The 24,601-nt window shown below is 69.4% G+C and carries 20 protein-coding genes; 7 read left to right on the top strand and 13 right to left on the bottom strand.

What is annotated here, in order from left to right; all coding sequences use genetic code 11:
• The first annotated feature begins 57 nt into the window (after positions 1 to 57).
• Positions 58 to 1,869 (top strand): acyl-CoA dehydrogenase, encoded by a 1,812-nt coding sequence (locus tag KIP79_RS38595; protein WP_214109961.1) that lies wholly within the window; start codon positions 58 to 60, stop codon positions 1,867 to 1,869.
• Between the two features lie 76 nt (positions 1,870 to 1,945).
• Here KIP79_RS38595 and KIP79_RS38590 read toward each other — a convergent pair whose 3' ends face one another.
• From KIP79_RS38590 to KIP79_RS38555, 8 genes are all read right to left on the bottom strand, one after another.
• Complete coding sequence (locus KIP79_RS38590; protein ID WP_214109960.1) at positions 1,946 to 3,358, bottom strand: M1 family metallopeptidase; 1,413 nt, start codon at positions 3,356 to 3,358, stop codon at positions 1,946 to 1,948.
• An 83-nt stretch (positions 3,359 to 3,441) separates the two neighbouring features.
• Positions 3,442 to 6,234 (bottom strand): M14 family zinc carboxypeptidase, encoded by a 2,793-nt coding sequence (locus KIP79_RS38585; RefSeq protein WP_214109959.1) that lies wholly within the window; start codon positions 6,232 to 6,234, stop codon positions 3,442 to 3,444.
• A gap of 312 nt (positions 6,235 to 6,546) precedes the next feature.
• The gene (locus tag KIP79_RS38580) at positions 6,547 to 6,840 is read right to left on the bottom strand and encodes a Dabb family protein (protein ID WP_214109958.1); all 294 of its coding nucleotides are present in this window, start codon (positions 6,838 to 6,840) and stop codon (positions 6,547 to 6,549) included.
• Complete coding sequence (gene purL / locus KIP79_RS38575; protein ID WP_214109968.1) at positions 6,840 to 9,098, bottom strand: phosphoribosylformylglycinamidine synthase subunit PurL; 2,259 nt, start codon at positions 9,096 to 9,098, stop codon at positions 6,840 to 6,842. The genes KIP79_RS38580 and purL overlap by 1 nt, the downstream gene beginning before the upstream one ends.
• Positions 9,098 to 9,772, bottom strand: coding sequence for a phosphoribosylformylglycinamidine synthase subunit PurQ (gene purQ, locus KIP79_RS38570; protein WP_214109957.1), 675 nt, complete (start codon positions 9,770 to 9,772; stop codon positions 9,098 to 9,100). Before purQ ends, purL begins: the two co-directional genes overlap by 1 nt.
• 147 nt (positions 9,773 to 9,919) lie before the next feature.
• Complete coding sequence (locus KIP79_RS38565; RefSeq protein ID WP_214109956.1) at positions 9,920 to 10,255, bottom strand: helix-turn-helix domain-containing protein; 336 nt, start codon at positions 10,253 to 10,255, stop codon at positions 9,920 to 9,922.
• Positions 10,252 to 10,623 (bottom strand): type II toxin-antitoxin system RelE/ParE family toxin, encoded by a 372-nt coding sequence (locus KIP79_RS38560; RefSeq protein WP_214109955.1) that lies wholly within the window; start codon positions 10,621 to 10,623, stop codon positions 10,252 to 10,254. The genes KIP79_RS38565 and KIP79_RS38560 overlap by 4 nt, the downstream gene beginning before the upstream one ends.
• Positions 10,624 to 10,817: 194 nt before the next feature.
• Positions 10,818 to 13,139: an MMPL family transporter gene (locus tag KIP79_RS38555; RefSeq protein WP_214109954.1), complete on the bottom strand. Its 2,322-nt coding sequence runs from the start codon at positions 13,137 to 13,139 to the stop codon at positions 10,818 to 10,820.
• A 183-nt stretch (positions 13,140 to 13,322) separates the two neighbouring features.
• Here KIP79_RS38555 and KIP79_RS38550 point away from each other — a divergent pair, with 183 nt between their 5' ends.
• Complete coding sequence (locus KIP79_RS38550; RefSeq protein ID WP_214109953.1) at positions 13,323 to 13,862, top strand: TetR/AcrR family transcriptional regulator; 540 nt, start codon at positions 13,323 to 13,325, stop codon at positions 13,860 to 13,862.
• Here the strand turns inward: KIP79_RS38550 and KIP79_RS38545 are convergent.
• From KIP79_RS38545 to purS, 4 genes are all read right to left on the bottom strand, one after another.
• Positions 13,859 to 14,509, bottom strand: a complete 651-nt coding sequence (locus tag KIP79_RS38545; protein WP_214109952.1) for a class I SAM-dependent methyltransferase — start codon at positions 14,507 to 14,509, stop codon at positions 13,859 to 13,861. The two genes, KIP79_RS38550 and KIP79_RS38545, sit on opposite strands and share 4 nt — an antisense overlap.
• 206 nt (positions 14,510 to 14,715) lie before the next feature.
• Positions 14,716 to 15,165, bottom strand: a complete 450-nt coding sequence (locus KIP79_RS38540) for an ATP-binding protein (RefSeq protein ID WP_214109951.1) — start codon at positions 15,163 to 15,165, stop codon at positions 14,716 to 14,718.
• Between the two features lie 268 nt (positions 15,166 to 15,433).
• The gene (locus KIP79_RS38535; protein ID WP_214109950.1) at positions 15,434 to 16,120 is read right to left on the bottom strand and encodes a phosphotransferase; all 687 of its coding nucleotides are present in this window, start codon (positions 16,118 to 16,120) and stop codon (positions 15,434 to 15,436) included.
• Positions 16,121 to 16,290: 170 nt separating this feature from the next.
• Positions 16,291 to 16,539 (bottom strand): phosphoribosylformylglycinamidine synthase subunit PurS, encoded by a 249-nt coding sequence (purS, locus tag KIP79_RS38530; RefSeq protein ID WP_214109949.1) that lies wholly within the window; start codon positions 16,537 to 16,539, stop codon positions 16,291 to 16,293.
• 281 nt (positions 16,540 to 16,820) lie between these two features.
• Here purS and pdhA point away from each other — a divergent pair, with 281 nt between their 5' ends.
• The 4 genes from pdhA to KIP79_RS38510 all read left to right on the top strand — a co-directional run bounded on the left by pdhA (position 16,821) and on the right by KIP79_RS38510 (position 21,153).
• On the top strand, positions 16,821 to 17,897 hold the full coding sequence (gene pdhA / locus KIP79_RS38525) for a pyruvate dehydrogenase (acetyl-transferring) E1 component subunit alpha (protein ID WP_214109948.1): 1,077 nt from the start codon (positions 16,821 to 16,823) through the stop codon (positions 17,895 to 17,897).
• Positions 17,894 to 18,868 (top strand): alpha-ketoacid dehydrogenase subunit beta, encoded by a 975-nt coding sequence (locus tag KIP79_RS38520; RefSeq protein ID WP_214109947.1) that lies wholly within the window; start codon positions 17,894 to 17,896, stop codon positions 18,866 to 18,868. The genes pdhA and KIP79_RS38520 overlap by 4 nt, the downstream gene beginning before the upstream one ends.
• A gap of 12 nt (positions 18,869 to 18,880) precedes the next feature.
• Positions 18,881 to 20,179, top strand: a complete 1,299-nt coding sequence (locus KIP79_RS38515; protein ID WP_214109946.1) for a dihydrolipoamide acetyltransferase family protein — start codon at positions 18,881 to 18,883, stop codon at positions 20,177 to 20,179.
• Positions 20,180 to 20,364: 185 nt separating this feature from the next.
• The gene (locus KIP79_RS38510) at positions 20,365 to 21,153 is read left to right on the top strand and encodes a hypothetical protein (protein ID WP_214109945.1); all 789 of its coding nucleotides are present in this window, start codon (positions 20,365 to 20,367) and stop codon (positions 21,151 to 21,153) included.
• Between the two features lie 210 nt (positions 21,154 to 21,363).
• On the opposite strand, the gene KIP79_RS49845 is transcribed toward KIP79_RS38510, so the two are convergent.
• Positions 21,364 to 22,092, bottom strand: coding sequence for a collagen-like domain-containing protein (locus KIP79_RS49845; protein ID WP_214109944.1), 729 nt, complete (start codon positions 22,090 to 22,092; stop codon positions 21,364 to 21,366).
• 354 nt (positions 22,093 to 22,446) lie between these two features.
• Here KIP79_RS49845 and KIP79_RS38500 point away from each other — a divergent pair, with 354 nt between their 5' ends.
• The gene (locus KIP79_RS38500) at positions 22,447 to 24,570 is read left to right on the top strand and encodes an adenylate/guanylate cyclase domain-containing protein (RefSeq protein WP_308170107.1); all 2,124 of its coding nucleotides are present in this window, start codon (positions 22,447 to 22,449) and stop codon (positions 24,568 to 24,570) included.
• Positions 24,571 to 24,601: the final 31 nt, after the last annotated feature.

The raw sequence follows: 24,601 nt of genomic DNA, 5'->3' as shown, positions 1-24,601 counted from the left end.
GCATTCCAGTAGAGTTACTCGCCAGTAGCAAACCCCCGGCTGTAGGAGCGCATCACCATGGCCCACTACAAGAGCAACATCCGGGACCTGGAGTTCAACCTCTTCGAGGTCTTCGGTCGCAAGGACATCCTCGGTAGCGGACCATTCGCCGACGTCGACGAGGAGACCGCCCGCAACATCCTGGACGAGGTGAACCGCCTGGCCACCGGCCCGCTCGCGGCCTCGTTCGAGGACGCCGACCGCCACCCTCCGGTCTTCGATCCGGCGACCCACAGCGTCACCATGCCGGACAGCTTCCGGAAGTCGTACCAAGCGTGGATGGACGCCGAGTGGTGGCGGCTAGAGCTCCCGCATGAGCTGGGTGGCACCCCCGCCCCCCGCAGCCTCCAGTGGGCGCTGGGCGAGCTGGTGCTGGGCGCCAACCCGGCCATCTGGATGTTCGGCTGCGGCCCGTCCTTCGCCCGGCTGCTCCACCAGCTCGGCACCGACGAGCAGAAGCGCTTCGCCGAGCTGGCCGTCGAGCGCCGGTGGGGCGCCACCATGGTGCTCACCGAGCCGGACGCCGGCTCCGACGTGGGCGCGGGCCGCACCAAGGCGATCCGCCAGGAGGACGGCACCTGGCACATCGAGGGCGTCAAGCGCTTCATCACCAGCGCGGAGCACGACCTGGCCGAGAACATCTTCCACCTGGTGCTGGCCCGCCCCGAGGGCCACGGCCCCGGCACCAAGGGCCTGTCCCTGTTCCTGGTGCCCAAGTTCCTGGTGAACCTGGAGACCGGCGAGCTCGGCGAGCGCAACGGCGCCTACGTCACCAACGTCGAGAAGAAGATGGGCCTGAAGGTCTCCACCACCTGCGAGCTCACCTTCGGCGAGCGGCACCCCGCCGTCGGCTACCTGGTCGGCGACGTGCACGACGGCATCAGGCAGATGTTCACGGTGATCGAGAGCGCCCGGATGATGGTCGGCACCAAGGCCATCGCCACCCTCTCCACCGGCTACCTCAACGCGCTGGAGTTCGCCCGCGAGCGGGTGCAGGGCGCGGACCTGAGCCAGATGGCCGACAAGTCCGCCCCCCGGGTACGCATCATCGCCCACCCGGACGTACGGCGTGAGCTCCAGCTCCAGAAGGCGTACGCGGAGGGCATGCGCGCCCTGGTGCTCTACACCGCGACCTTCCAGGACACCCTCCAGCTGAACCCGGGCGACCGGGACGCGGAGGCGATGAACGACCTGCTGCTGCCGATCGTCAAGGGCGTCGGCTCCGAGCGCTCCTACGAGCTGCTCGCCCGCTCCCTGCAGACCCTCGGCGGCTCGGGCTTCCTCCAGGACTACCCGATCGAGCAGTACATCAGGGACTCCAAGATCGACTCCCTGTACGAGGGCACCACCGCCATCCAGGGCATGGACCTGTTCTTCCGCAAGGTGCTCAGGAACCAGGGCGCCGCGCTCGGCTCGCTGCTCGGCGAGATCACCACCTTCGCCGCCTCCGAGGCGGGCAACGGCCGGCTCAAGGTCGAACGCGGCCTGCTGGCCGAGGCCGCCGCCGAGGTCAAGGCGATGGCCGACACCATGGCCGGGTGGGCGATCACCTCGCTGGAGACGCCCAAGGAGATCTACAAGGTCGGCCTGAACACCACCCGGTTCCTGATGGCCCTGGGCGACCTGACCCTCGGCTGGCTGCTGCTGCGCCAGGCCGAAGTGGCCCTGCGGGCGCTCGGCGAGGACTCCAAGGACGAGGCGTTCTACACCGGAAAGGTGGGCACGGCCACGTTCTTCGCGCAGACCGTGCTGCCGCGTCTGGCCGCCGAGCGGCGGATCCTCGACGCGACCGGCCAGGAGCTGATGGACTTGCCGGAAGACGCCTTCTGAGCCTTCCGAACGTGGTGAGGCCCGCCCCCGGGAGTCGCAGGGGCGGGCCTCACGCGTGTTCACCAGCCAGAACGTGTTACCAGGTGGTGGGCTTGCCCTTCTGGAAGAGCCAGACGTCGAAGAAGCTCGTCAGGTTCTGTCCAGAGATCTTCTCCGCCGCCTTGATGAAGTCGGCGGTGGTCGCGTTCCCGTACTGGTGGTCGGCGGCCCAGTCCTTGATCAGCTTGAAGAAGGCGGTGTCGCCGATCTTGCCGCGGAGCGCGTGCAGCGTCATCGCGCCACGGTTGTAGGGGATGTTGCTGAACATGTCCTCGGGGCCGGGGTCGGCCAGCAGGATCTGCCAGAACGACGAGGTCGCGGCGCGCCCGTAGTTGCTGGAGCTGTTGAACGTGGCCTGGGCGGTGGCGCCGCCGCTGTGCTCGGTCCACAGCCAGGTCGCGTAGGTCGCGAAGCCCTCGTTGAGCCAGATGTCGGACCACTTGCTCAGGGTGACGCTGTCGCCGTACCACTGGTGGGCGAGCTCGTGCGCCATCGTGCTCACGCTGGGCGCGCTGGAGAAGATCGGCTTGGTCTGGCTCTCCAGGGCGTAGCCGACGTTGGGCGCGCGGTCGATGATCGCACCGGCCTGGTTGAACGGGTACGGCCCGAAGATCGTGCTGAAGTACTCAAGGATGTCCGGGATCCTCGCCACGGCCGTGGCCGACTGGGTGACCAGGCGCGGGTCCACCGCCGTGTACACCGGGATGCCGCTGGGCGTGGTGGACTCGGTGACCACGAAGTTGCCCAGGGTCACCGTGGCCAGGTAGGTCGCCATCGGCTCCGCCGAGCGCCAGACGAAGGTCGTCTTGGCGTCCTCAGTCGTCTGCGACAGCAGCCGGCCGTTGCCCACCACGGTGATGCCCTCGGGGACGGTGGCGCGGAAGGTGAAGGTCGCCTTGTCCGCCGGGCTGTCGTTGACCGGCATCCACGACGGGGCGCCCTGCGGCTCACCCGGCACGAACACGCCGTCGTCCGTCGGCACCCAGCCCTCGATCGAGCCGTCGGGGTCGGTGATGACCGGCGGCGTCCCCTCGTACGACACGGTCACGGTGAAGGTCTGCCCGCTCTTGACCTTCGGCCGCGGCGTCACGACCAGCTCCTGGCCGCTGCGGGTGAAGTCGGCCGGGTGCTTGCCCACCTTCAGCGAGGTGATCTCCGGGCCCTGGAAGTCCAGGTTGAACTGGTCCATGTCCTGGGTCGCCAGCGCGGTGATGACCGTGGTGGCGTTCATGATCTTGGTGGCCGGGTCGTACGCGAAGGTGACGTCGTAGTCCTGCACGTCGTACCCGCCGTTGCCCTGGTCGGGGAAGTACGGGTCGTCGAGCGAGGAGGCACCGGCCGAGTAGCGCGGCTCGCCGGGGTCGCCGGGAGCAGCCAGCGCTGGGTGGACCTGGGTCACGGCGAGCAACGCGGCCGCGAGGGCCGCGACGCGGAACCGGGACGATTTCATGGAGTTCCTTTCGAACGGGGGCGCTGGGCGGAGCATGACGGACCCGGCTGGATCCGTCATGCTCCGCGGGCGGTAGCGCCAGATCAGGCGACGACGGAGCGGAGCGGGATGCCCGCGTCGTTCAGGGCGCGGACCAGGTCACGGACGTACGGGTGCTCGTCGGCGGTCAGACCCTCGGGGTTGGGGATCGTCAGGTACGCCGAGCCGTCGGCGGTCGCGGTCTCCGCCGTGTCGGTGTACTGCTCGACCACCGCCTGGGTCCGCGCGAGGTCGGCCTCGGCCACCTGGATGGTGATCGGCCGCCACTCGCCGCCCAGGTTGGGCTGCTCCTCGGCGGAAGGCAGCGCCAGCGCCCGAGCGGTCCGCTGCTGGACGGCGGGCGTGCCCGCCGGCTGGAGCAGCGCGTTCGCCACCAGGTGGATGCCGTTCTCGTTGTAGGCGCGGAACAGCGGGTTGTAGGCGAACAGGACAGCGTGCCCGGCGCCGTTCGGCTCGTTGACGAGGGCGGCCGTGCCCTTGAGCGCGGCCGACCCCACCGTGTAGCCGTTGGACCAGAACCTGCCGTCGGACGGGTAGGTCAGGACGTTCGTGCCGGTGCTGCTCGCGTTCAGGATCGGGTCGCCGTTGTTGAACTGGAAGTCCTCCGCGGGACGGCCCAGCGCCACCGGGTCGGCGGTGGCGGTGTCCACCCGGAAGTGCGAGCCGATGACCTGGTAGCCGGCCGGCTTGGTCTTCTCGGTGGTGGAGGTCAGCCCCGCGGAACGGGCCACCCGGGTGCCCTCGTTGCGCAGCCCGACGTACGTGCCGCCGGCGGACACCCACTGCTTGAGGTTGGCCAGGCCCTGCGCGGTCAGACCGCCCGTGGAGCTGCTCCCGTCCGGGACGACCAGGACGGTCCGCTCGGTGAAGGCCGGGGTGTTGCCGTTGATGTCGGCCGTGGAGACCGGCTTGAGGTTCAGGCCCCAGCGAGCGCCGAGCACGTAGCGGGCCTCGCCGTACGAGCCGGAGGTGGTGGAGATGCCGGTGCCGTTGAACAGGCCGACGTCCGGGGTGCGCAGCGGGGTGCCCGAGGCCGCCGCCGAGCTGCCGGTGACGTTCACGCCGAGCGAGCGGGCCAGCTTGTCCAGCGTGTTCGGGGTGACCGCGGCGGCCGGCAGGCTGATCACGCCGGTCCCCAGGTCACGGGTGAGCGGCAGGCCCGCGGCGAGCAGCTTGAAGGTGAGCTCGGAGGCCGCCGCCGAGTCCATCGGGTAGGCGTAGGACCCGGTGTTCGGAGCCGAGGAGAGGATGCCGCCGTCGATGTCCTTGACCAGGTCGGCCTTGGGCGCCACCACGTCGCCGGTGTAGACGGTGTCGACGCCCATCAGCAGCGGGTTGCTCCACGAGGAGACGTCGTAGAAGTACGGGAACGGGGTGTACGGGTCCTCGCCGATCAGCGCCTGGATCCAGTGCTTCTGCGGCTGGTCCATCGGGATCCAGTAGGCGCCCTCGGGCACCGTGAGGTTGGTGGCGCTGCGGCCGCCGAAGATCCGGGCGTTGGGCACCGTGACGGCCTTCTTCACCCGGTAGACCTCGACGTCCATGCCGCGCAGCCGCTCGACCAGCCGGCGCACGTCGCCGATCTGGCGGTCGGGCAGCAGGAAGTACGAACGGATCTTGATGTCCGGCACCGGGAACTGCACGGTGTTGGTCGGCTGGACGACCTCGTTCGGCTGGAGGGTGCCCGCGGCGCCTTCGGCGATCGCGGTCCGGTAGATCGAGTAGTAGCCGTCGAGGATCTCGCGCTTGTTGTCGGCGGCCCAGCCGATCGTCGCCCACTGGGTGTTGAACTGCTGCTGCACCCGGTCCTGCACGGCCGAGGAGCTGCCCTTCTCGTACGTCATGCCGGCGGCGCCGAAGCCGGTGGCCGGCACGGTGTCGCCGTAGCCCATGTAGAACAGGTCGTAGGTGGCGTAGTTGAAGTAGCACTCGGTGGTGACGCCGGTGCGGCAGGCGCCGTTGTAGCCGAAGCCCGCGCCGTTGGCCGCGCCGATGCGGTTGATCCAGTTGACCGGCTGGTCGGCGATCTCGTGGTGGATCGGGTCGGCGTTCGGCGGGAAGAAGTACTGCCGGCCGCTCATCTCGTGCGCGTCCACGAAGACCTGCGGCGGGTACTGCCGGAGCAGTTCGATCTTGCCGTCGGTCTCCGGCTGGGTGCGGGCGAACCAGTCCCGGTTCAGGTCGAAGCCGTACTCGTTCTGCCGGCGGCTGGCGTCGCGGCCGTCCGGGTTCTGGGTCGGCACGATGACCGTGACCAGGTTGTCGTTGCGCTTGGAGGTGTCGCAGGACAGGCCGCTGGCCAGCTCGTACAGGGTCTTGAGCGCGGCGTCGGCGCCGCTCTTCTCACCGCCGTGCACGTTGCCCGCGATCCAGACGATGGCCGGGGAGTCCTCGGCGATCCGGCCCGCCTTGTCGGCCTTCAGCGAGCGCGGGTCGCGCAGCGAGGAGACCTGGCTGGCGATCTTCTTCAGCTGCCCGGGAACCAGGTGGTGGGGGTCCGACACGATGGCGTAGGGCAGGTCCTGGCCGGTGACGCTGGTCGCCATCGAGCCCGTGACGACACGGTTGGAGGCGCTTCCGACAACCTGGAGGTAGTTCTTGATCTCTTCTGTGGTGAGCACCTTGGGCTGTCCCACACCCAGGGGGAAGCCGAAGTACTGCTCGGGACTCGGGACGGTGGTCACATGGGCGTTGGGGTCGGTGCTGCACTCGGCGCCGGCGGGGTTGGCCTGCGCCGAGGTGGTGGGCGTCAGGGTGAGCGCGGCCGAAACCAGGACCGCGACTCCTAACGCCTTGCCATAGGGGGATCTTGTGCGCACCGTTGCGCGAAACCGCATCTCGCCTCCAGGGCGGGGGGACGGGAGGACTCTGGTGGAGAACCCGTCCAAGAAAGGACAAACTCACTGCGGACGGTATTGGAACGCAATAAAGCGGACAAGATGGAGAGAAAATCCAACTGTCTGGCGTCGGCTGGTGTGAAGTTGTCGTTTTCCCAGGTCAAGGCAGTTAAGCGTGACCGAATCGCCTATTTATAACGTCCGATAACAACTAGGCGTCGGGTTCACACACAGGTCGGACGTAGGGCAGGAAGACAGACGGCCCGGCCCCCGGCCCGTCAGGTCGACGGGCCGGGGGCCGGGCCGCTGCACTCAGAGTTCGTGCTGTACGGCCGCGCGGGCGGCCAGGATGGGCTTGATGTACTCGTTAAGCACCGCGACGTGGGCGGGATGGTCCCGGTAGACGAAATACCCGTCCACCGAGTCGAAGTCGGCCACCACCGCGAGCTCGTAGTTACCCGGGCCGATGCCCGCGTCCACGCCGATGTCGTAGCCGCGCAACTCGGGAATGGCGCCGGGCAGCTTGGCCAGCTGGGCCGCCACCTCCGCCTTCTGGTCCTGGGTGGCCTCCGCGATCCAGGACAGCAGCACGATGTGCCGGAACATCACACCTCCGAACCGAAGACGGCGGGCAACGTCCGCTCGTGAACCTCCCGGAGGGTGGCCACGGGGATGTCGAAGGCGCCCGCCACGGCCAGCGAGTCGCCGCCCGTACGGCCGAGACCGTAGCAGGGCACCTCCTGCCGGGCACAGAGCGCGGCCAGCGCGTCGAAGTGCTCGGGGCGCACGCAGACCAGCGCCCGCGCGGCCGACTCGCTGAACAGGTCGACGAAGGCGTCCTCACCGGGCAGCGACACGGTGGCGCCGATCCCGTTGGCCAGGCAGGACTCCGCCAGCGCGACGGCCAGGCCGCCGTCCGACAGGTCGTGCGAGCCCGCCAGCAGCCCCCGCCCGGCGGCGGTGGTCAGCACGGTGGCCAGCGCCCGCTCGGCCTCCAGGTGGGCCCGCGGCGGCAGGCCGCCCAGGTGACCGTGGGCCAGGTACGCCCACTCCGAGCCGCCGAACTCCTCGGCGGTGTCGCCGAGCAGCACCACCCGCAGGCCCTCGGCGGTGAAGCCGGGGCGCACCCGGTCGGCCACGTTCTCGATCACGCCGAGCACGCCGACCACCGGGGTGGGGTGGATCGCCGCCGCCCCCGTCTGGTTGTAGAAGGACACGTTTCCGCCGGTCACCGGCACGCCCAGGGTCCGGCAGGCGTCGGCCAGGCCGCGCACCGCCTCGGCGAACTGCCACATCACCTCCGGGTCCTCCGGGGAGCCGAAGTTGAGGCAGTTGGTCACCGCCAGCGGGGTGGCGCCGGTGACGGCCACGTTCCGGTAGGCCTCGGCCAGCGCCAGCTGCGCCCCCGCGTACGGGTCGAGCTTGGCGTACCTGCCGTTGCCGTCGGTGGCCAGGGCGATGCCGCGGGTGGTCTCCTCGGCGCCGGGGAGCACTTCGGAGATGCGGAGCATGCCGGCGTCGGCGGGCTGGGCGAGCACGGTGTTGCTCCGGACGTACCGGTCGTACTGGGAGGTGACCCACTCGCGGGAGGAGAGGTTGGCGGAGCCGAGCAGCAGGAGCAGGGTCGCGCCAAGGTCGGTCGGCCGTTCCAGCTCGACATGGGTGTTCAGGGCGGCCTGGCCGGCGGGCTCGTGGAACGGCCGATGGTAGACCGGGCCCTCGTCGGCCGCCGTGCCGGGCGGGATGTCCACGATGACCTCACCGTCCCAGGTCATCACCAGCCGGCCGGTGTCGGTCACCTCGCCGAGCACGGTCGCGGGCACATCCCACTTCTCGCAGATCGCCATGAAGGCGGGAATGTCGCCCGGCCGTACGACGGCCATCATGCGTTCCTGCGACTCGCTCATCAGGATCTCCTCGGGCCGCAGCGTGGGGTCGCGCAGCGGGACGAGGTTGAGGTCGACGGTCATGCCGCCGGTGCCCTTGGCGGCCAGCTCAGTGGTCGCGCAGGACACCCCGGCCGCGCCGAGATCCTGGATGCCGACCACCACGTCCGCCTGGTAGAGCTCCAGGCAGCACTCGATCAGCAGCTTCTCCATGAACGGGTCGCCCACCTGGACGGCGGGCCGCTTGGCCTGGGACTCCTCCTCGAAGGTGGCCGAGGCCAGCACCGAGGCGCCGCCGATGCCGTCCGCACCCGTACGGGCGCCGAACAGCACCACCTTGTTGCCCGGGCCGGGCGCGGTGGCCAGCTTGATCTGGTCCTTCCTGAGCAGGCCCACGCAGAGCGCGTTCACCAGCGGGTTGCCGATGTAGCAGGGGTCGAAGACGACCTCGCCGCCGATGTTGGGCAGGCCCAGGCAGTTGCCGTAGTGGCTGATGCCCTCCACCACGCCGGGCAGCACCCGCCGGGTGTCTTTCTGGTCCAGCCCGCCGAACCTGAGCGAGTCCATGACCGCGATCGGGCGGGCGCCCATCGACATGATGTCCCGCACGATGCCGCCGACGCCGGTGGCCGCGCCCTGGTGCGGCTCGACGTACGACGGGTGGTTGTGGGACTCGATCTTGAAGGTGGCCGCCCAGCCGTCGCCGATGTCGACGACCCCGGCGTTCTCCCCCATGCCCACCAGCAGCGCGTCCGACTTCGGGGCCTTGGTGGCGAACTGCTTGAGATGCACCTTGGAGGACTTGTACGAGCAGTGCTCGCTCCACATGACCGAGTAGATGGCCAGCTCGGAGCCGGTGGGGCGGCGGCCGAGGATCTCCTTGACCCGCTGGTACTCCTCTTCCTTCATGCCGAGTTCGGCGTACGGCATGGGCTCGTCCGGGGTGTTCTTCGCCCGGTCGACGTTGTCCACCCGCATCACGCGTTCACCAGCCTCTGGAGAATCGAGGTGAAGAATCCCCTGCCGTCCACGCTGGGGGCGCCGGTCAGGTCCTCGACCGCGTGCTCGGGGTGCGGCATCAGGCCGACGATGTTCCCGGCCTCGTTGGTGATGCCCGCGATGTCGTTCAGCGAGCCGTTCGGGTTGCCGCCGACGTAGCGGAACACGACGCGGCCCTCGCTCTCCAGCGCGTTCAGGGTCTTCGCGTCGGCGACGTACCGCCCCTCGCCGTGTTTGACCGGGAGCACGATCTCCTGGCCCGCCGTGTAGTCGCCCGTCCAGGCGGTCGTGGCGTTCTCCACTTTTATCCGCTGGTCGCGGCAGACGTAGTGGAGGCCCGCGTTCCTGGTCAGCGCGCCCGGCAGGAGGTGTGCCTCGCACAGGATCTGGAACCCGTTACAGGTTCCCAGCACCGGAAGCCCCTTCTGAGCCGCGGGAATCACCTCCGCCATCAACGGCGCGAACCGTGAGATCGCCCCGCAGCGTAGGTAGTCCCCGTAGGAGAACCCTCCCGGCAGGAACACCGCGTCCACGCCCTTGAGATCGTGCTCCGCATGCCAGAGCGGCACAGCCTCTCCTCCGGCCAGCCGCACGGCCCGCGCCGCATCCTGATCGTCGAGTGTCCCGGGAAAGGTGACGACGCCCACCCGCATCAAAGAAGCCCTCCCAAAGCACACGCACAAGCCACCGACAGGTCATCGGCAGTCATGGCGGTACGCCTCAGCGTATCGAATGGCCAGAACTGCCCTCCGCGTGTGGGAGGGGCACCGCGGCAGCCAGCTCTCGAACGCCTGCCCGCCTTATGCGGCGTGGGTGTCGGTACCGCGCAGAATGTACAGGTCGTCGCCGAAGACGGCGGAGATCTGGAGGTGACCTCCGAGAGCCTGTACGTAGCGAGCGATGGCCTCGACGGTGGACACCTCGCCGCGCTCGATCTGAGAAACACGGCTCTTGGTGACGCCCATCCGCTCGGCCACCTCGACCTGGGTCAACTCCAGAGCGGCACGGCGTTCAGCGAGGCGGTGGCCGTCGATGTAGGCCTGGTTACGCTTACGGGCCTCAGCGACCACCTGCTCGCCCCCGACACCAGCGACCAAGCCGGGGCGTACGTCGCTCCACTTGGGAAAATTCGTCATCGCTGGCCCTCCTCCTCTTCTCGTTCTTTCACATACTGCGCATAAAGCTCCTCGGCCAGTGGGATGGCCCGCCGATACCACCCGGACCAGTCCCCCGACTTGTCCCCACCGACCAACAGGATGGCCGACCGCCACGGATCGAACACGAAGATGATCCGAATCTCGGAGCGTCCCGCCGACCCCGGCCGCAACTCCTTGAGGTTGTGGATCTGCGAGCCTTCCAGCCGGTCGACCAGTGGCCTCCCCAGCCCGGGTCCCCCCTCAGCCAGCCGGTCGATGGCATCGACCACTTGAGCCTCGGACCTCGCGTCCAGGGCGCTGATCCAGCCCAGGAACTCATTGGTGACGCGGATCTCCCACTCCTCCACGAGCGCGAGTGTAGCAAATCCTCTACCACTCGGAGGCAAGAACTATCTGCGGCATAGTCGCTGCCCTAATGACGCGCGGCGCTGCTGGTCCGCAAGAGGCTCGCGACATCATCCGAGGGATCCCGCACGCCGATGCTCTGTCCCTTACCTCTCCTCCCCCCGGGACTCCGATAGCTGGAGGCTGTCGGGCCGGGTCATGGCGTACCTCCAGTTGTGGCCGGCTGGGCGGGATCAGCCGTGTTGTCGGCTGTGGGGTCAGGTGCGGTGGTGGGCTGGTGGTCGGCTGGGATGCGTGACAGGGCGGAGGGCCACCAGTTGTATCGGCCGAGCAGGACGGCGGCGGCGGGAACCAGGAGGGTGCGTACGAAGAAGGTGTCCAGGATGACGGCGAAGGCTATGGTGAAGCCGAGTTGGCGGGCCTGGTCGCTGTCGCCGGCGATGGCAAGGACGGCGAAGGTGCCGGCCAGGATGAGCCCAGCGGCGGTAATGGTGCCGCCGGTATGCCCGATCGCCCGGGTCAGGGCTTCGCGCAGCGGATAAGTGTGGGCTTCTTCGCGGACGCGGGCCATGAGCAGGATGTTGTAGTCCTCGCCCAGGGCCATGGCGAAAATGAACAGCAGGATCGGGATGATGAAGTTCAGGCCGTCGCCGTTGCCGTAGTGGACGAACACGATGCCGGCGAAGCCGAGGGCGGCCACGTAGGACAGGCCCACGGTGACGATCAGGTACAGCGGCGCGATGAGACTGCGCAGCAGGACGGCGAGCAGGAGCAGGATGACCAGTAGCACGATGGGGACCAGGCGAATCAGATCGCTGGTGGAGGCCGTGTAGATGTCGTGCGCGGTCGCGTCGAGCCCGGCGACGCCGTTGTCGGTTGCGGCGACACTGGTCGCCACCTCGGTCACGGTGGCCCGCAGCATGGGGACGGCGTCGATGGCGGCTCGGCTTCCGGCCGGTCCGGCGGCAGGTACCGCGTCGAAGCGTACGGTTCGCCCGTCGGTGCTGATGAACTGGGTACTGGCTCGGTACGCCTGGTACAGGCTCGGCGAAATCCCGGTCGGCGGGGTCGGGGACAGACGTGTGCCCGAACCGAGGCGCGTGTGAAGGTCGGCCAGATCGGCGGCGGTGATGGTGGTGCCGTTGGGGTTGAGCGGACCGGTCAGCGCGCTGATGGTGGCAGCCGCGGCGAGTTGCTGTTGGGCCGTCTGCAGGGCGTTCGGGTTGTGCCAGACAGGGTCGGCGAACCGCAGCAGCACCGTTTCGCCGTTGTTCGTGGGGGCGGGGAAGTGTGCGGCCAGCACGGCGGCGCCGTCGGCGGAATCGCCGGCCGTGGCGGGTTTGCCGGAGGTGAAGCCACCGGTGGTGAACCCGTTCAAGCCCGCCGCGAGACCACCGAAGAGGAGTATCCCTGCGGCGAGGACGGGTATGGGCCGTCGTACCGCGCGTGCGCCGATGCGACCCCACACGCCGACGGTTTGCTGCCCGTCAGCGGGACGGGTGGGCCAGAACAGCGCCCGCCCGGCGATCGCCAGGAGGGCGGGCAACAGCGTCAGCGCGGCCAGCAACATCACGACCAGGGCGATGGCCAACGCCGGGCCGAGGCCGCGGTACAGGCCGAAGGTGGCGAGAGCGAGGCAGGCCAGAGCCGCGATCACGGTGACGGCCGAGAAGGTGATCGACTCCCCGACCCGGCCCATCGCGGCGATCAGGGCTTCGCGGGGGTGCCGGCCTCGGCGGATCTCTTCACGCATCCGGAAGACCAGGAACAGGCCGTAGTCGGTTCCGGCACCGAGCAGCAGCACCACGAGCAGCTGTTGGATGGCCGGTGACACCGGCAGCCCGGCCTCGCCGGCCTGGCCGATCACCGGTCCGGCCAGCAGCAGCGCCAGCACTGCGGGGATCAGGGTGATGACGGGGGCCAGCAGCGAGCGGTACACGACGAACAACAACACGATCACGAACAACAGGGTGAATCTGTGAATGTTGCTGCCCGCCTTCGTGGCGGCGGTATCCGCGTCGGTGGTCTGTGCCAGCGGGCCGGTCAGGTGGAAGGTCAGCCCCGCTGGCGGCGAGGCGGAGGTGAACGTGGCGCGGACAGCGCTGACCAGGCCGGAGTTGCTTGTGTTGCCGGGGCCGTCGGGCACGGTGATCAGCAGCGCCCGGCGCGCGTGCCCGTCGGCCGATACACCCTGATCGCGGACCGAGGTCACATCCTTGACGGTGGCGGCGGCTTGCAGCACCCGCTCGATGGCGGTGTCGTCGGCCGTGGTGAGCGGCCCGTCCGCCCGGGACGCGACGATGATCGCGGTGGCGCCGGGGCTGGCCCCCTGAAACGGAGCGGCCAGGTCGGCTGCGTGCCGGCTCGGCGCGTCGGCCGACAGGAACTGGGCGTTGTTCGACTGGGTGACGCTGGACAGGCTCGGTAGCGCGAATACCGCACCGGCGACGAGGGCTACCCACGCCACGACGATCAGCCAGCGGAACCGTATAGCGAACCGTGCCAAAGCCTCGAACATGACCACGTCCTCACCGGATGCCTGGTGTATTATCTGAACGGCCTCGTCTGGTAATAAGCCAGGCCGCACAATATCCAGACGCGAGCGTTTAGTAAAGAGTCGCCGGTGGGAAGAGGCGAGAAGATGGCGGACCAGGCTGGCGAGGCGGCGCGCCCTCGACGGGGTCGCCCACGCGATCCTGGTGTGGATGCCGCGGTGCTGTCTGCGGCATTGGAGTTGCTGGCCGAAGTGGGCTATGCGGGTTTGACCATGGAACAGGTCGCCGTACGGGCCGAGGTGAGCAAAGCCAGCCTCTATCTGCGCTGGTCCAACAAAGCGGCGCTGGCAGCCGAGGCGATGCAGCGCCACGCCGACGTCGTCCCCGACATACCCGACACCGGCAGCCTCGCCGAAGACATGCGGCACTTCCTGCACGCGCTGCTACGCGAACAGCAGCGCAGCGCGCAGGCTCTGGCCGCCGTCAGCGGCGAGATCGCCAACAACCCCCAGCTACGTGAAGCGTTCCGCGCCGGCATGACCGGAACACTCGTGAACAGCCTGCGTACGATGGTCACCCGCGCTGTCGACCGCGGAGAGATACCGGCGACCACCGACGTAGAGCTGTTGTCGTTGCTGCCCGTGGCAGTCATGCAGCAATGGCGGTTGGTCAGCGACCACCGGCCGGACAAGGAACTGATGGACCGCATCGTGGCCCAGTTCTTCAGCGAGAAACCCGTCCCTTAGACAGTCTTGCCGGCCAGCAGGAACACTCTCGGGAAGCCGCGCCTCGGATCCTGGTACCCGGGGAAGATCAGCCGGGCGGTCTCGATGATGTTCCGCTCACGGAGCATGCCGGAGATCATGTCGGTGGACCATCGGTAGGCCGGCGAGACGGCATGGTCGTACGGCTCGGCCGGCTGCGACGGCTCTTCGGTCGCTGAGAAGGAAAGCAGGACGTGCCCGCCGGGTGCGAGCACGCGGGTGAACTCGTCGAACAACTCGTGCACCCGCTCGGGCGGGGTGTGAATGATCGAGTAGTGGCTGAAGACGCCGCCGACACTGCCGTCCGCCAGCTCCAGAGCGAACATCGAGCCGACCTCGAACCGGAGGCCTGGATGCTCCTGGCGGGCCTGTTCGATCATCCCGGGCGACAGGTCGATCCCGAACACGGGGAGTCCCCGCGCGTGGAGGTAGGCCGTGTAGTGTCCTGGCCCGCATCCGAGATCAGCGATCGGCCCGGCGCCCGCCGCCTTCACCAGGTCGGCGAAGGTGTCGATGAGGGCCCGGTCCAGCGGCTCGTCCGCCAGAGGATCGCGGAACAACTCGCTGTACTCGGCCGCCCTCGCGCTGTAGGCACTGCGGGTCGCTTCGAGAAAGCCGGCTTCGGTCATAGCCGATCAAAATAGCCGAACCGATCTCGCCTCGTAATCCACAGGAGAAGCTGTCGGCCATCGCGATCGGCATGGCGACCTGCGGCGCGTGTGTAGCAAATTTCTCACAAAGCGTGAAGATCCGCGCGTGCCCTGTGGGGGGGATCCCGCCCTCATGACACGCCCGCGCAACCGGTTGCCGGGACTGTTCACACGGTGGCGAGTCCTTACACGGACGCGAGTTCGCGGGTGCGGGTGAGGTGGTGGGCTATGGCGTCCTCGTCCCAGTCGAGGGACTTTCTGAGGCGGACGGTGGTGCCGCTGCCTGGGGTGATGTCGAAGGAGATTTCGTCCACCACGGACTGCATGATGAGGATGCCGCGGCCGTTCTCGGTTTCGCCTGGGGGGTACTGCTGAGGGATCGAGGTCAGGCCGAGGCCGCGGTCGGCTACCCGGAGTTCGCAGCGGCCGTCGTCTATGGTGGCGCGGACCTGGTACCGGGTGGCGGGGCCGCCGTGGCGGACGGCGTTGGCGCAGGCTTCTGAGGTGGCGAGCAGGATGTCCGAAACACATTCCTCGGTCACGCCCAGCGAGCGGAGCGCGTCCCCGAGCACGCGACGGACCATCGGGATGCCGATCGCATCACGGGGAAGGGCCAGAGAGAACTCAATGTCCACTGGAACCCTCCCTTCAACGTAGGTCACTTAGCAAGGCTTCCCCAGGGATTCCCGCCTAACCGCCACCCTCGACACCAAAATCACGTCTCTGTCATTCCCCCAGCCCAGCAACAAGCAAAAACCCAGCAAACCATCCCAAACGCCACACCTCTAAAAACCCCCGGCAACCACCCCGAACCCCCACCGCCCGGACGAGCCCTCCACTCGAACTCAACTCCGCCGGAACCGTCGCCTACCCTCCGCCCTCCCAAAGATTGATTGGCCCGGCCTACCTCCTGCGTCGGCCATGGATGAGGCGCTCAGCGAGTTGCCGCAACGGCTCGTCAAGGACCCCGCAGTCCCCGTGGCGACGGATCTGGATGCAGACGCACAGTTGCGCGATGCGTCCGTCCGGGGTGTCCAGCACGTTCCGGAACCGGTCATAGATCTCAGCGGCCAACTCCGGGACCAACAGGCTGGTGCAGTACAGGGTGGCCGCGTCGGTCCCGGCCGGCGCGAGCCCCCAGAACTCCCAGTCGAGCAGGTACGGCGTGCGGGCGGTGAGGTTGGTCCAGCGCAGGTCACCATGCTGGGTCACCCATTGGACAACCCGAGTCTCGACCTCCGGACCGTAGGCCCTCCGCATCGCGACCGTGATCTGCTCCTGAGTCCGAGGCACCCGATCCGTGGAGTGCGCGGCCAGCCCGGCGAGCGAAGCATGCAGACTCCGCCACCACGACTCGGTCAGGACAAGATGGCCGCTGAGGGTCTCGTGCCGGGCGCAGATCGGCTCGTCGACCAACTCCCACAACTCCGCACGGACCAGTTCGCCACCATCCATCCAGGTGTCGACGACCAGAAGATCAGGACGGCGGACACTGGTCAGACCGGCCGCGGAAACCGGACCATCCCAGACCACGCCACGCGCCAGGTCTACGGGAGCGGAGATCACCCGCAACCACCGTGCCTCACCCACGTCAGCGACCGGACCGCTGATGGTGCGGTCACGAACACCGGCCACCGTAGGCCCATCGGAAGCCACTCCGAAGGTCTGAACCGCACGAACGAACTGAGTGCGCATCCACTCGGCACGGTCGCTCACTCCGTTTCCTTCCGGCACGGGCGCGGGGGTAGGAGTGGTGGTTACTACTCCTGTTCGATGTGGACCTGGAAGTCCTCGATCACGGTGTTGGCGAGGAGGGTTTCGGCCATTTTTCGGGCGGCGGCGAGGGTGGTTTCGTTGGCGGGGCCGTCGAAAGTCAGTTCGAAGCGTTTGCCCTGGCGTACGTCGGTGACACCGGAGAAGCCGAGGCGGGGAAGGGCTCGGGCGATGGCCTGGCCCTGGGGGTCGAGGATCTCGGGCTTGAGCATGACATCCACGATCACGCGCGCCACAGTGGGTTCCTCCTGGTAGATGTACTGCCTGCCGCGCAACAGCCTAGCGGTCCTCCGACCCCCCGGTTATCCACAGCCTGTGGATTGTGTGGGAGAACGGCCACCGGGAACGGGGAGAGTGTGGAGAGTGGGCGGGGGTGCTGGGCACCAGGGTGCACCCTCTGCCAACATGTCCGCATATACGTGCGTTCCACCACCAAATGGGACGTTCGTGCCTGTAAATGGCCGAATAACGGTGGCGACCCCACCCATCCCCGGCCCCGAACGCGCAGGAGTGGCACATGACCGCCCCCATGGCACCCCCAGAGCTCGTCCAGCTCCTCACACCCGAAGGGGAACGGGTCGAGCATCCCGACTACGAGATAGATCTCACCGCGGAGGAGGTCCGCTCCCTCTACCGCGACCTCGTCCTGGTCCGCCGCATCGACCTGGAGGCCGTCGCCCTCCAGCGCCAGGGCGAACTGGGCCTGTGGGCCTCGCTGCTCGGCCAGGAGGCCGCGCAGGTCGGCTCAGGCCGCGCCCTCACCGACGCCGACATGGCCTTCCCCACCTACCGGGAGCACGGGGTGGCCTGGTGCCGCGACGTCGACCCGCTGCACCTGCTCAGCCTGTTCCGCGGCGTCAACCACGGCGGCTGGGACCCCCAGGAGCACAACTTCCACCTGTACTCGATCGTCATCGGCAGCCAGACCCTGCACGCGGTGGGCTACGCGATGGGCATCCAGCGGGACGGCGCGGAGGCCGCCACGATCGTCTACTTCGGGGACGGCGCCACCTCCCAGGGTGACGTGAACGAGGCGTTCATCTGGGCCTCGGTGTTCAACGCCCCCGTCGTCTTCTTCTGCCAGAACAACCAGTGGGCCATCTCCGAGCCGCTGGAGAAGCAGTCCCGCATCCCGCTGTACAAGCGCGCCTCCGGCTTCGGCTTCCCCGGCGTGCGGGTGGACGGCAACGACGTGTTCGCCTGCCTGGCGGTCACCAGGAAGGCGCTGGCCGCCGCCAGGGCCGGGCAGGGTCCCACCCTGGTGGAGGCGTTCACCTACCGGATGGGCGCGCACACCACCTCCGACGATCCCACCCGCTACCGGGTGGCCGACGAGCTGGAGGCCTGGAAGCTGAAGGACCCGATCGAGCGGGTCAAGGCGTACCTGTTCCGCGGCCAGCTGGCCGACCAGGAGTTCTTCGACAAGGTGGAGGCGGAGGCCGACGCGCTCGGCAAGGAGCTGCGCCGCCGCTGCCTGGCGCTGCCCGACCCGGCACCCGAGGCCATCTTCCAGCACGTGTACGCCGAGCCCCACGCCCTCATGGCCGAAGAGCGCGAGCAGTACCTGACCTACCTGGCGGGGTTCGAGCGATGACCACACTGAGTCTGGCCAAAGCCCTCAACGAGGGCCTGCGCGCCGCCATGGAGACCAACCCCAAGGTGCTCGTCATGGGCGAGGACGTGGGCAAGCTGGGCGGCGTCTTCCGGGTCACCGACGGCCTGCAGAAGGACTTCGGCGAGGATCGGGTGATCGACACCCCGCTGGCCGAGTCGGGCATCATCGGCACCGCGATCGGCCTGGCCATCCGGGGTTACCGGCCGGTCTGCGAGATCCAGTTCGACGGGTTCGTGTTCCCGGCCGCCGACCAGATCATCACCCAGCTGGCCAAGATGCCGCTCCGCTCGCTGGGCAAGCTGAAGCTCCCGGTCGTGGTGCGCATCCCGTGCGGTGGGGGCATCGGCGCGGTCGAGCACCACAGCGAGTCCCCCGAGGCGTACTTCACGCACACCAGCGGGCTCCGGGTGGTGGCCTGCTCCAACCCGGCCGACGCCTACACGATGATCCAGGACGCGGTGCGCTGTGACGACCCGGTGGTGTTCTTCGAGCCGAAACGCCGCTACTGGGAGAAGGCGGAGGTGGAGCTCGGCGCGCCGGGCCTGGCCCTGGACAAGGCCAAGGTGGTGCGGCAGGGCGACGATGTGACCCTGCTGGCGTACGGGCCGATGGTGAAGACCTGTCTGGAGGCCGCCCAGGCCGCCGCGGAGGACGGGCGGTCGGTCGAGGTGATCGACCTGCGCTCGCTCAACCCGCTGGACCTGCCGGTGCTCACCGCCTCGGTGAACCGCACCGGGCGGTGCGTGGTGGTGCACGAGGCGCCGATCTTCGGCGGGCTCGGCGGCGAACTGGCGGCCCGGCTCACCGAAGCCTGCTTCTACCGGCTGGAGTCCCCGATTCTGCGGGTGGGCGGGTTCTCCACGCCCTATCCGCCGTCCCGGCTGGAGGAGCACTACCTGCCCGACCTCGACCGGGTGCTGGACGCGGTGGACCGCGTCCTGGCGTACTGAGGGGGCCACCAGATGCGGCGTGAGTTCAAACTTCCCGACGTCGGCGAAGGGCTGACCGAGGCGGAGATCGTCAAGTGGCACGTGGCGGCCGGTGACGCGGTCAAGGTGAACCAGATCATCGTGGAGATCGAGACCGCCAAGGCGGTGGTGGAGCTGCCCTGCCCGTTCGAGGGCACGGTGGCGTCCCTGCTGGCCACCGAGGGCGACACGGTCGACGTCGGGTCGCCGATCATCGCGGTGGAGACCGTGGCCGACGGGGACGCCCCGACCCCTGCCGAGACCCAGGGGCTGGTCGAAGACCTGGTGCCGCAGGTTCCGGCTCCGGAGCCCGAGCCGGCGCGCGAGGAACGCCAGCCCGTCCTGGTCGGGTACGGCGTGAAGCTGGGCGCCACCAAACGGCGCCCCCGCAAGTCCCCCGCCCCGCCCCCGGCCGCGCGGAACGGCACCGGTACGGCGGTGCTGGCCAAACCGCCGGTACGGAAGCTCGCCAAGGACCTGGGCGTGGACCTCGGGACGCTCCACGGCACCGGGCCGCACGGCTCGATCACCCGGGATGACGTCCAGGCGGCGGCCACCCCCGTCCGGGCCCCGCAGCCGGTGGCCCAACCGGCGCCGGACCGTGAGGAGCACATCCCGGTCAAGGGCGTGCGGAAGGCGACGGCGGCCGCCATGGTGGCCAGCGCGTTCACCGCGCCGCACGTGACCGAGTTCCTCCAGGTGGACGTCACCGAGACCATGAACGCGGTCCGGCGGTTGCGTGAGCTGCCCGACTTCGCCGAGGTGAAGGTGTCGCCGCTGCTGCTGGTGGCGAAGGCGCTGATCACCGCGGTCCGGCGGTACCCGATGGCCAACGCCAGCTGGGCCGGGGACACCATCGTGGTCAAGCGCTACGTGAACCTGGGCATCGCGGCGGCCACCGAGCGCGGGCTGATCGTGCCGAACGTCAAGGACGCGCAGGCCCTGTCCCTGCCCGAGCTGGCCCGCGAGCTGGCCGGGCTGACCGAGCGGGCCAGGGCCGGCCGGTGCGCCCCCGCGGAGCTGACCGGCGGCACCATCACCATCACCAACGTGGGCGTCTTCGGCGTGGACGCCGGCACCCCCATCCTCAACCCCGGCGAGGCGGCGATCCTGGCCTTCGGCCAGATCAGGGACCTGCCGTGGGTGGTGGACGGCCAGCTGGCGGTGCGCAAGGTGACCACGTTGGCGCTCTCCTTCGACCACCGGATCGTGGACGGCGAGCTGGGGTCGTACGTGCTGCGCGACGTCGGCGCCATGCTGGAGGACCCGTTGCGCCTGCTGGCCTGGAGCTGACCTGCCCGGAGGGCGGATCCGCAAGCACTCTGCAAGATCCGCACCAGTGGGCTTCAAGTACGGGTTCCTAGCCTGTGTTCAGGCTCCCCACCGGAGGGAGGGAGCCTGAGTCGCGCGGTGGGGCGGCGCCGGGCCCCCTCGGATGGGCCTCACCGCGCGACCTGGGCAACGGCAGGGAGGAACCCGTGACCGCGGGAGACGTGGAGCAGATCACCCGGGTCCGCCGGCTCGGTCTCTCCGGGGACGGATCGGCCGACTACGACGGGCACTCGCCGGACGACTGCCTGGTCCGCGTCGACGACGTGCACCTGTCGCTGGCCGAGGCGGTCACCCTGGTGCGCCACCTGTCCCAGCGGGATCGCGGCATCCGCGACGAGCTGGTGGAGCAGGCCCTGATCAAGGCCGAGGTGGCGGGGGACGTGGAGCCGCTCAGCGAGAAGGAGCTCAGGGAGGCGGCCGAGGAGTTCCGGCACCGGCTGGGGCTCCGGGATCCGGCCTCCACGCTGGCCTGGGTGGCCGAGATGGGCATGACCGGGGGGCAGTTCGAGGGTTTCATCGCGGGCATCGCGCGGCGCGGCCGGTTCCGCCGCCGCAAGGCCGCCGAGCTGGCCGGGCCGTACCTGGAGGCGCACCGGCCGGACTTCGACCGGGTGCGGGCGCTCTGGGTGATCAGCTCCCAGCCGGTCAACGGGGAGCTGCTGCGCGGCCTCGGCGGCCTGCTCGGCTGCCCGGACGCCGCGGTCACACTGGGCGAACACCGCGCCAGGGAACTGCCGGCCCCGCTCAGGCACGCGCCCCGCGACACCCTGATCGGCCCGGTACGGCACGGTGACGGTTACCTGACGGGCCTGGTCCTGGCCCGCCGCCCGGCCACCGACGCCCCGGACACCCTGGCCGCGGCCGGGACCGCGGCGTTCGCGGAGTGGCTGACGGCCCGGCGCGACCGGGCCACCATCGAATGGCACTGGGTCTGACTGTGACATTGGCCGTGCCTCCGGCACGGCGGCCCGGCCGCTTCGCAGCCGGTGTCTTCCCTCTCTCCGGTCGCTGCGCTCCCTACGTTCAGTCCAGACACCGGCGCGGCCGGGCAAACCCCACATACGACTATGGGGATTGCCCGGAGACCCTCGGACATGGAGCGGCGGAGCCCCACGACTCCGCCGCTGGACGCGAACCAGCCGGTGCTAGACGCAGATCACGTAAACCGTGCCACCTATGCGCTGGCTGCCGCTGCTGGTGTGCTCAAGCGTCACGACCCAGCCGGTGAGGTTGGTGGCAGGACGGCTCGCGATCACCTTGCTGAGCTTGTGGGTGTTGTTGGTGACGTCGTACCCGCCGCCGACAGCGCGCTTGCCGTTGTCGCAGCTCACCGTGGCGTCATCCTCGCCACTGCTGCTGAACGAGAAGTTGGCGGTCTTGAGCGTGGGGGTCACCGAGCCGCCGGTGCCGGCCGGGCCGGTCTCACCCTTGGGGCCCTGCGGACCCGTGTCGCCCTTCGGGCCCTGCGGGCCGGCGGGGCCGGTCGCGCCCTGCGGGCCCGTCGCACCCGTCGCACCCCTGGCGCCATCCTCACCCGGCGCACCCTTGTCACCCTTCGGACCCTGCGGGCCGGCAGGGCCGGCCGGGCCGGCGGGGCCGGTGGCGCCAGCCGCGCCGGTGTCGCCCTTGGGACCCTGGGGGCCCGTCGCGCCCGTGTCACCCTTCGGGCCCTGAAGTCCGCGCAGACCCTGCGGACCCTGGGCGCCGGTCATGCCCTGGAGGCCCATCGGGCCCTGCGGGCCCTCCTTGCCCCAGCTGATCTTGTACTCGGTCGGCTTGCACGTGGTGGTGACGTTCACGATGCGCGCGTACCGGGTCTTCTTGTTGACACACGCGTAGATGACGGTGTCAGCGGCGGACGAGGCTGTCGCCATCCCCCCGACGGCGAAAATCGAACCGGCCAGCGCGCCAACCGTTAACAGACCGATCGAACGCCCGCCAGGCAACCTGATAGCCACTGAACTTCCCTTCCCTGTGGAGTGGGTGACCTCTGGTACCTACGGGCCCAGAGTCACCGCCGAGAACTATGGGGAAGACGTTTCACCCACTCCCGTGGATCACCTGACAAACATCACATCTCTGCATCGGTGAACCGGTATTAGTCCGTGGTAGGACTTGCGCGCGTTGGCGACACTGTCCACCGCCGGAATAATCAGCAAGGTTCGGTCATGGTCACGAGGCCAATCGTCTGATCATGCACAGCCGGACGGCTCACGCGGAGGACAACCGTGCCCTCGACCTACCCCCCGCAGGAACGCGACCCGGGCTTCCTGCCGCCCGCCACCCAGCCCGTCCGGGGTGTCGTCTGGCTGATCCATCTGGCCCTGCCGATGCTCGGCCTCTGGCTGCTGCTCAGCCACCCGATCGACGGCGACCCGGCCACGGTCGACCTGGACCAGAAATGGCAGCACAACCCCAGCCACTTCTGGCTGATCCTGGCCGTGGCCGGGGTCAACCTGGCGCTGGGCGCGCTGATCAGCCAGGCGTCGGCCCGCCGCAGGGACGCCCGGCTGCTGCTGGTCTCGCTGGTCTTCCTGAGCAGCGCCGGCTTCTTCCTGCTGCACGGCCTGGCCACCCCCGGGATCTTCCTGGCGGGCGGCACGGCCGGGTTCGACCTGGCCCAGCCGGTGGGCCTGAGCATCGCGGCCGTCTTCGCGTTCCTGGCCGGGCTGCCGCTCGGGGAACGGCAGGCGGAGGCCGTACTGCGGGCGCAGTTGCCGCTGCGGGTCGCGCTCACGGCGGTCCTGGTGGCCTGGGGGGTGGCCTCGCTGGTGCCGGGGTTGAGCCCGCTGAGCAGCCCGCCGCCGCCAGGGGGCCTGAGCCTCGGGCCGTTCGCGCTGGTCGGCGTGGCGCTGTACGCGGCCGCCGCGGCGATGATGTTCCAGCTGCACCGCAGACGCCCGGCGGCGGTGCTGATCAGCCTGATCACCTCCTTCGCGCTGCTGGCCGAGGCGATGATCGCCGGAATGTCGCACCACAACTGGCACCTGTCCTGGTGGCTCTGGCACGTGCTGCTGACCTTCGCGTTCGGTTTCGTGGCCTACAGCGCCTACCTCCAGTTCCGCCGGGAGGGCTCCAGCGCGGGCCTGTTCGACGCGGTCACGCTGTCGGCCACGGTCCGGCGCATCCAGGCTCAGTACGAGGAGGCCCTGGAGGAGCTGGTCGCCCACCTGCGCCGCCGTACCGAGTCCGGCACCCCCGTGGCCACCCGGCTGGCCGGGCGGTTCCGGCTCACCGAGGGCCAGGCGGCGGTGCTGGACCGGGCCGGCCAGGCGCTGGCCAACGAGCGCGAGCTCTCCGACCGGCTGGCCGCGCTGGTCGACATCGGCGCCAGAGCCCGGATCGGCCTGGCCGAGTCCCGGCTGCTCGCCGAGGCCCTGGATCGGGTACGGCAGAGCTACGGCGACGTCCGGCTGAGCCTGATGGAGGGCGGCGCGCTGGTGCCGTACCCGAACGAGGACGGCGCGGGCGTGCCCGAGCTGTCGGCCGCCGACCGCACCGAACTGGGGCAGGGCCGTACGGTCGGCCTGGCGGGCGCGGTGGTGCACCCGCTGACGGTCAAGGGCCGCCTGGCCGGGGCGCTGGCGGTCCCGGTGGGGGGCACGCCGCAGGACGAGGCGCTGGCCGCCACGCTCGCCGCCCAGCTGGCCATCTCGCTGGAGAACGCCCGCCTCTACGCCGAGCTGGACACCCTGTTCCGCGCGTACCTGTCGCCGGACGTGGCGCAGAGCCTGCTGGCCGACCCGAACCGGGCGGCGCTGGGCGGCTCGCTGGTGGAGGTGACCGCGCTCTTCGCCGATCTGCGCGGTTTCACCACGTTCTCCGAGCAGGTCGCGCCGGGCGAGATCGTGGAGATGCTCAACCGGTTCCACACCGCGGCGGTGCCGTGCATCCTCGGCAACGGGGGCACCATCGTGCAGTTCGTCGGGGACGCGCTGCTCGCCCTGTTCAACGCCCCGGCGGCGCAGCCGGACCACGCCGAGCGGGCGGTGCGGGCGGCGCTGGAGATGCAGGAGGCGGCGGCCAGGGTGAGCGCCGAGGTGCTCCGCGAGCAGGCGGCCGGGCTGCTTTCCGACGTCGCCTGGCCGCAGTTCCGGGTGGGCGTGAACACCGGTCCCGCGCTGGTGGGCAACATCGGCAGCCCGGAGTTCCGTGGCTTCAACGCGATGGGCGACGCGGTCAACGTGGCCGCCCGCCTCCAGGCCCTGGCCGAGCCGGGCACGGTGGTGATCGGCCAGACCACCCGTGACCTGCTGTCCTCCCCCGCCGGGCTGCGCTCGCTTGGCGACCTGAGCCTGAAGGGCAAGGAGCAGACCGTACGGGCCTACGTGCTGACCTCGCTGGGGGGCTGAGGTGAACTTGTCGTGGACCCCCGCCAGGACC

Origin of the sequence: Acrocarpospora catenulata, from assembly GCF_018476525.1 — a bacterium.
Taxonomy (GTDB): domain Bacteria; phylum Actinomycetota; class Actinomycetes; order Streptosporangiales; family Streptosporangiaceae; genus Acrocarpospora; species Acrocarpospora catenulata.
This window is presented reverse-complemented; position numbering and strand designations above follow the sequence as displayed.

Bases quoted from the DNA above. Each gene is read 5' to 3' on its own strand.
- KIP79_RS38595 (WP_214109961.1), top strand. From the start codon at position 58: ATGGCCCACTACAAGAGCAACATCCGGGACCTGGAGTTCAACCTCTTC.
- KIP79_RS38590 (WP_214109960.1), bottom strand. From the start codon at position 3,358: ATGAAATCGTCCCGGTTCCGCGTCGCGGCCCTCGCGGCCGCGTTGCTC.
- KIP79_RS38585 (WP_214109959.1), bottom strand. From the start codon at position 6,234: ATGCGGTTTCGCGCAACGGTGCGCACAAGATCCCCCTATGGCAAGGCG.
- KIP79_RS38580 (WP_214109958.1), bottom strand. From the start codon at position 6,840: ATGTTCCGGCACATCGTGCTGCTGTCCTGGATCGCGGAGGCCACCCAG.
- purL (WP_214109968.1), bottom strand. From the start codon at position 9,098: ATGCGGGTGGACAACGTCGACCGGGCGAAGAACACCCCGGACGAGCCC.
- purQ (WP_214109957.1), bottom strand. From the start codon at position 9,772: ATGCGGGTGGGCGTCGTCACCTTTCCCGGGACACTCGACGATCAGGAT.
- KIP79_RS38565 (WP_214109956.1), bottom strand. From the start codon at position 10,255: ATGACGAATTTTCCCAAGTGGAGCGACGTACGCCCCGGCTTGGTCGCT.
- KIP79_RS38555 (WP_214109954.1), bottom strand. From the start codon at position 13,139: ATGTTCGAGGCTTTGGCACGGTTCGCTATACGGTTCCGCTGGCTGATC.
- KIP79_RS38545 (WP_214109952.1), bottom strand. From the start codon at position 14,509: ATGACCGAAGCCGGCTTTCTCGAAGCGACCCGCAGTGCCTACAGCGCG.
- pdhA (WP_214109948.1), top strand. From the start codon at position 16,821: ATGACCGCCCCCATGGCACCCCCAGAGCTCGTCCAGCTCCTCACACCC.
- KIP79_RS38520 (WP_214109947.1), top strand. From the start codon at position 17,894: ATGACCACACTGAGTCTGGCCAAAGCCCTCAACGAGGGCCTGCGCGCC.
- KIP79_RS38515 (WP_214109946.1), top strand. From the start codon at position 18,881: ATGCGGCGTGAGTTCAAACTTCCCGACGTCGGCGAAGGGCTGACCGAG.
- KIP79_RS49845 (WP_214109944.1), bottom strand. From the start codon at position 22,092: ATGGCGACAGCCTCGTCCGCCGCTGACACCGTCATCTACGCGTGTGTC.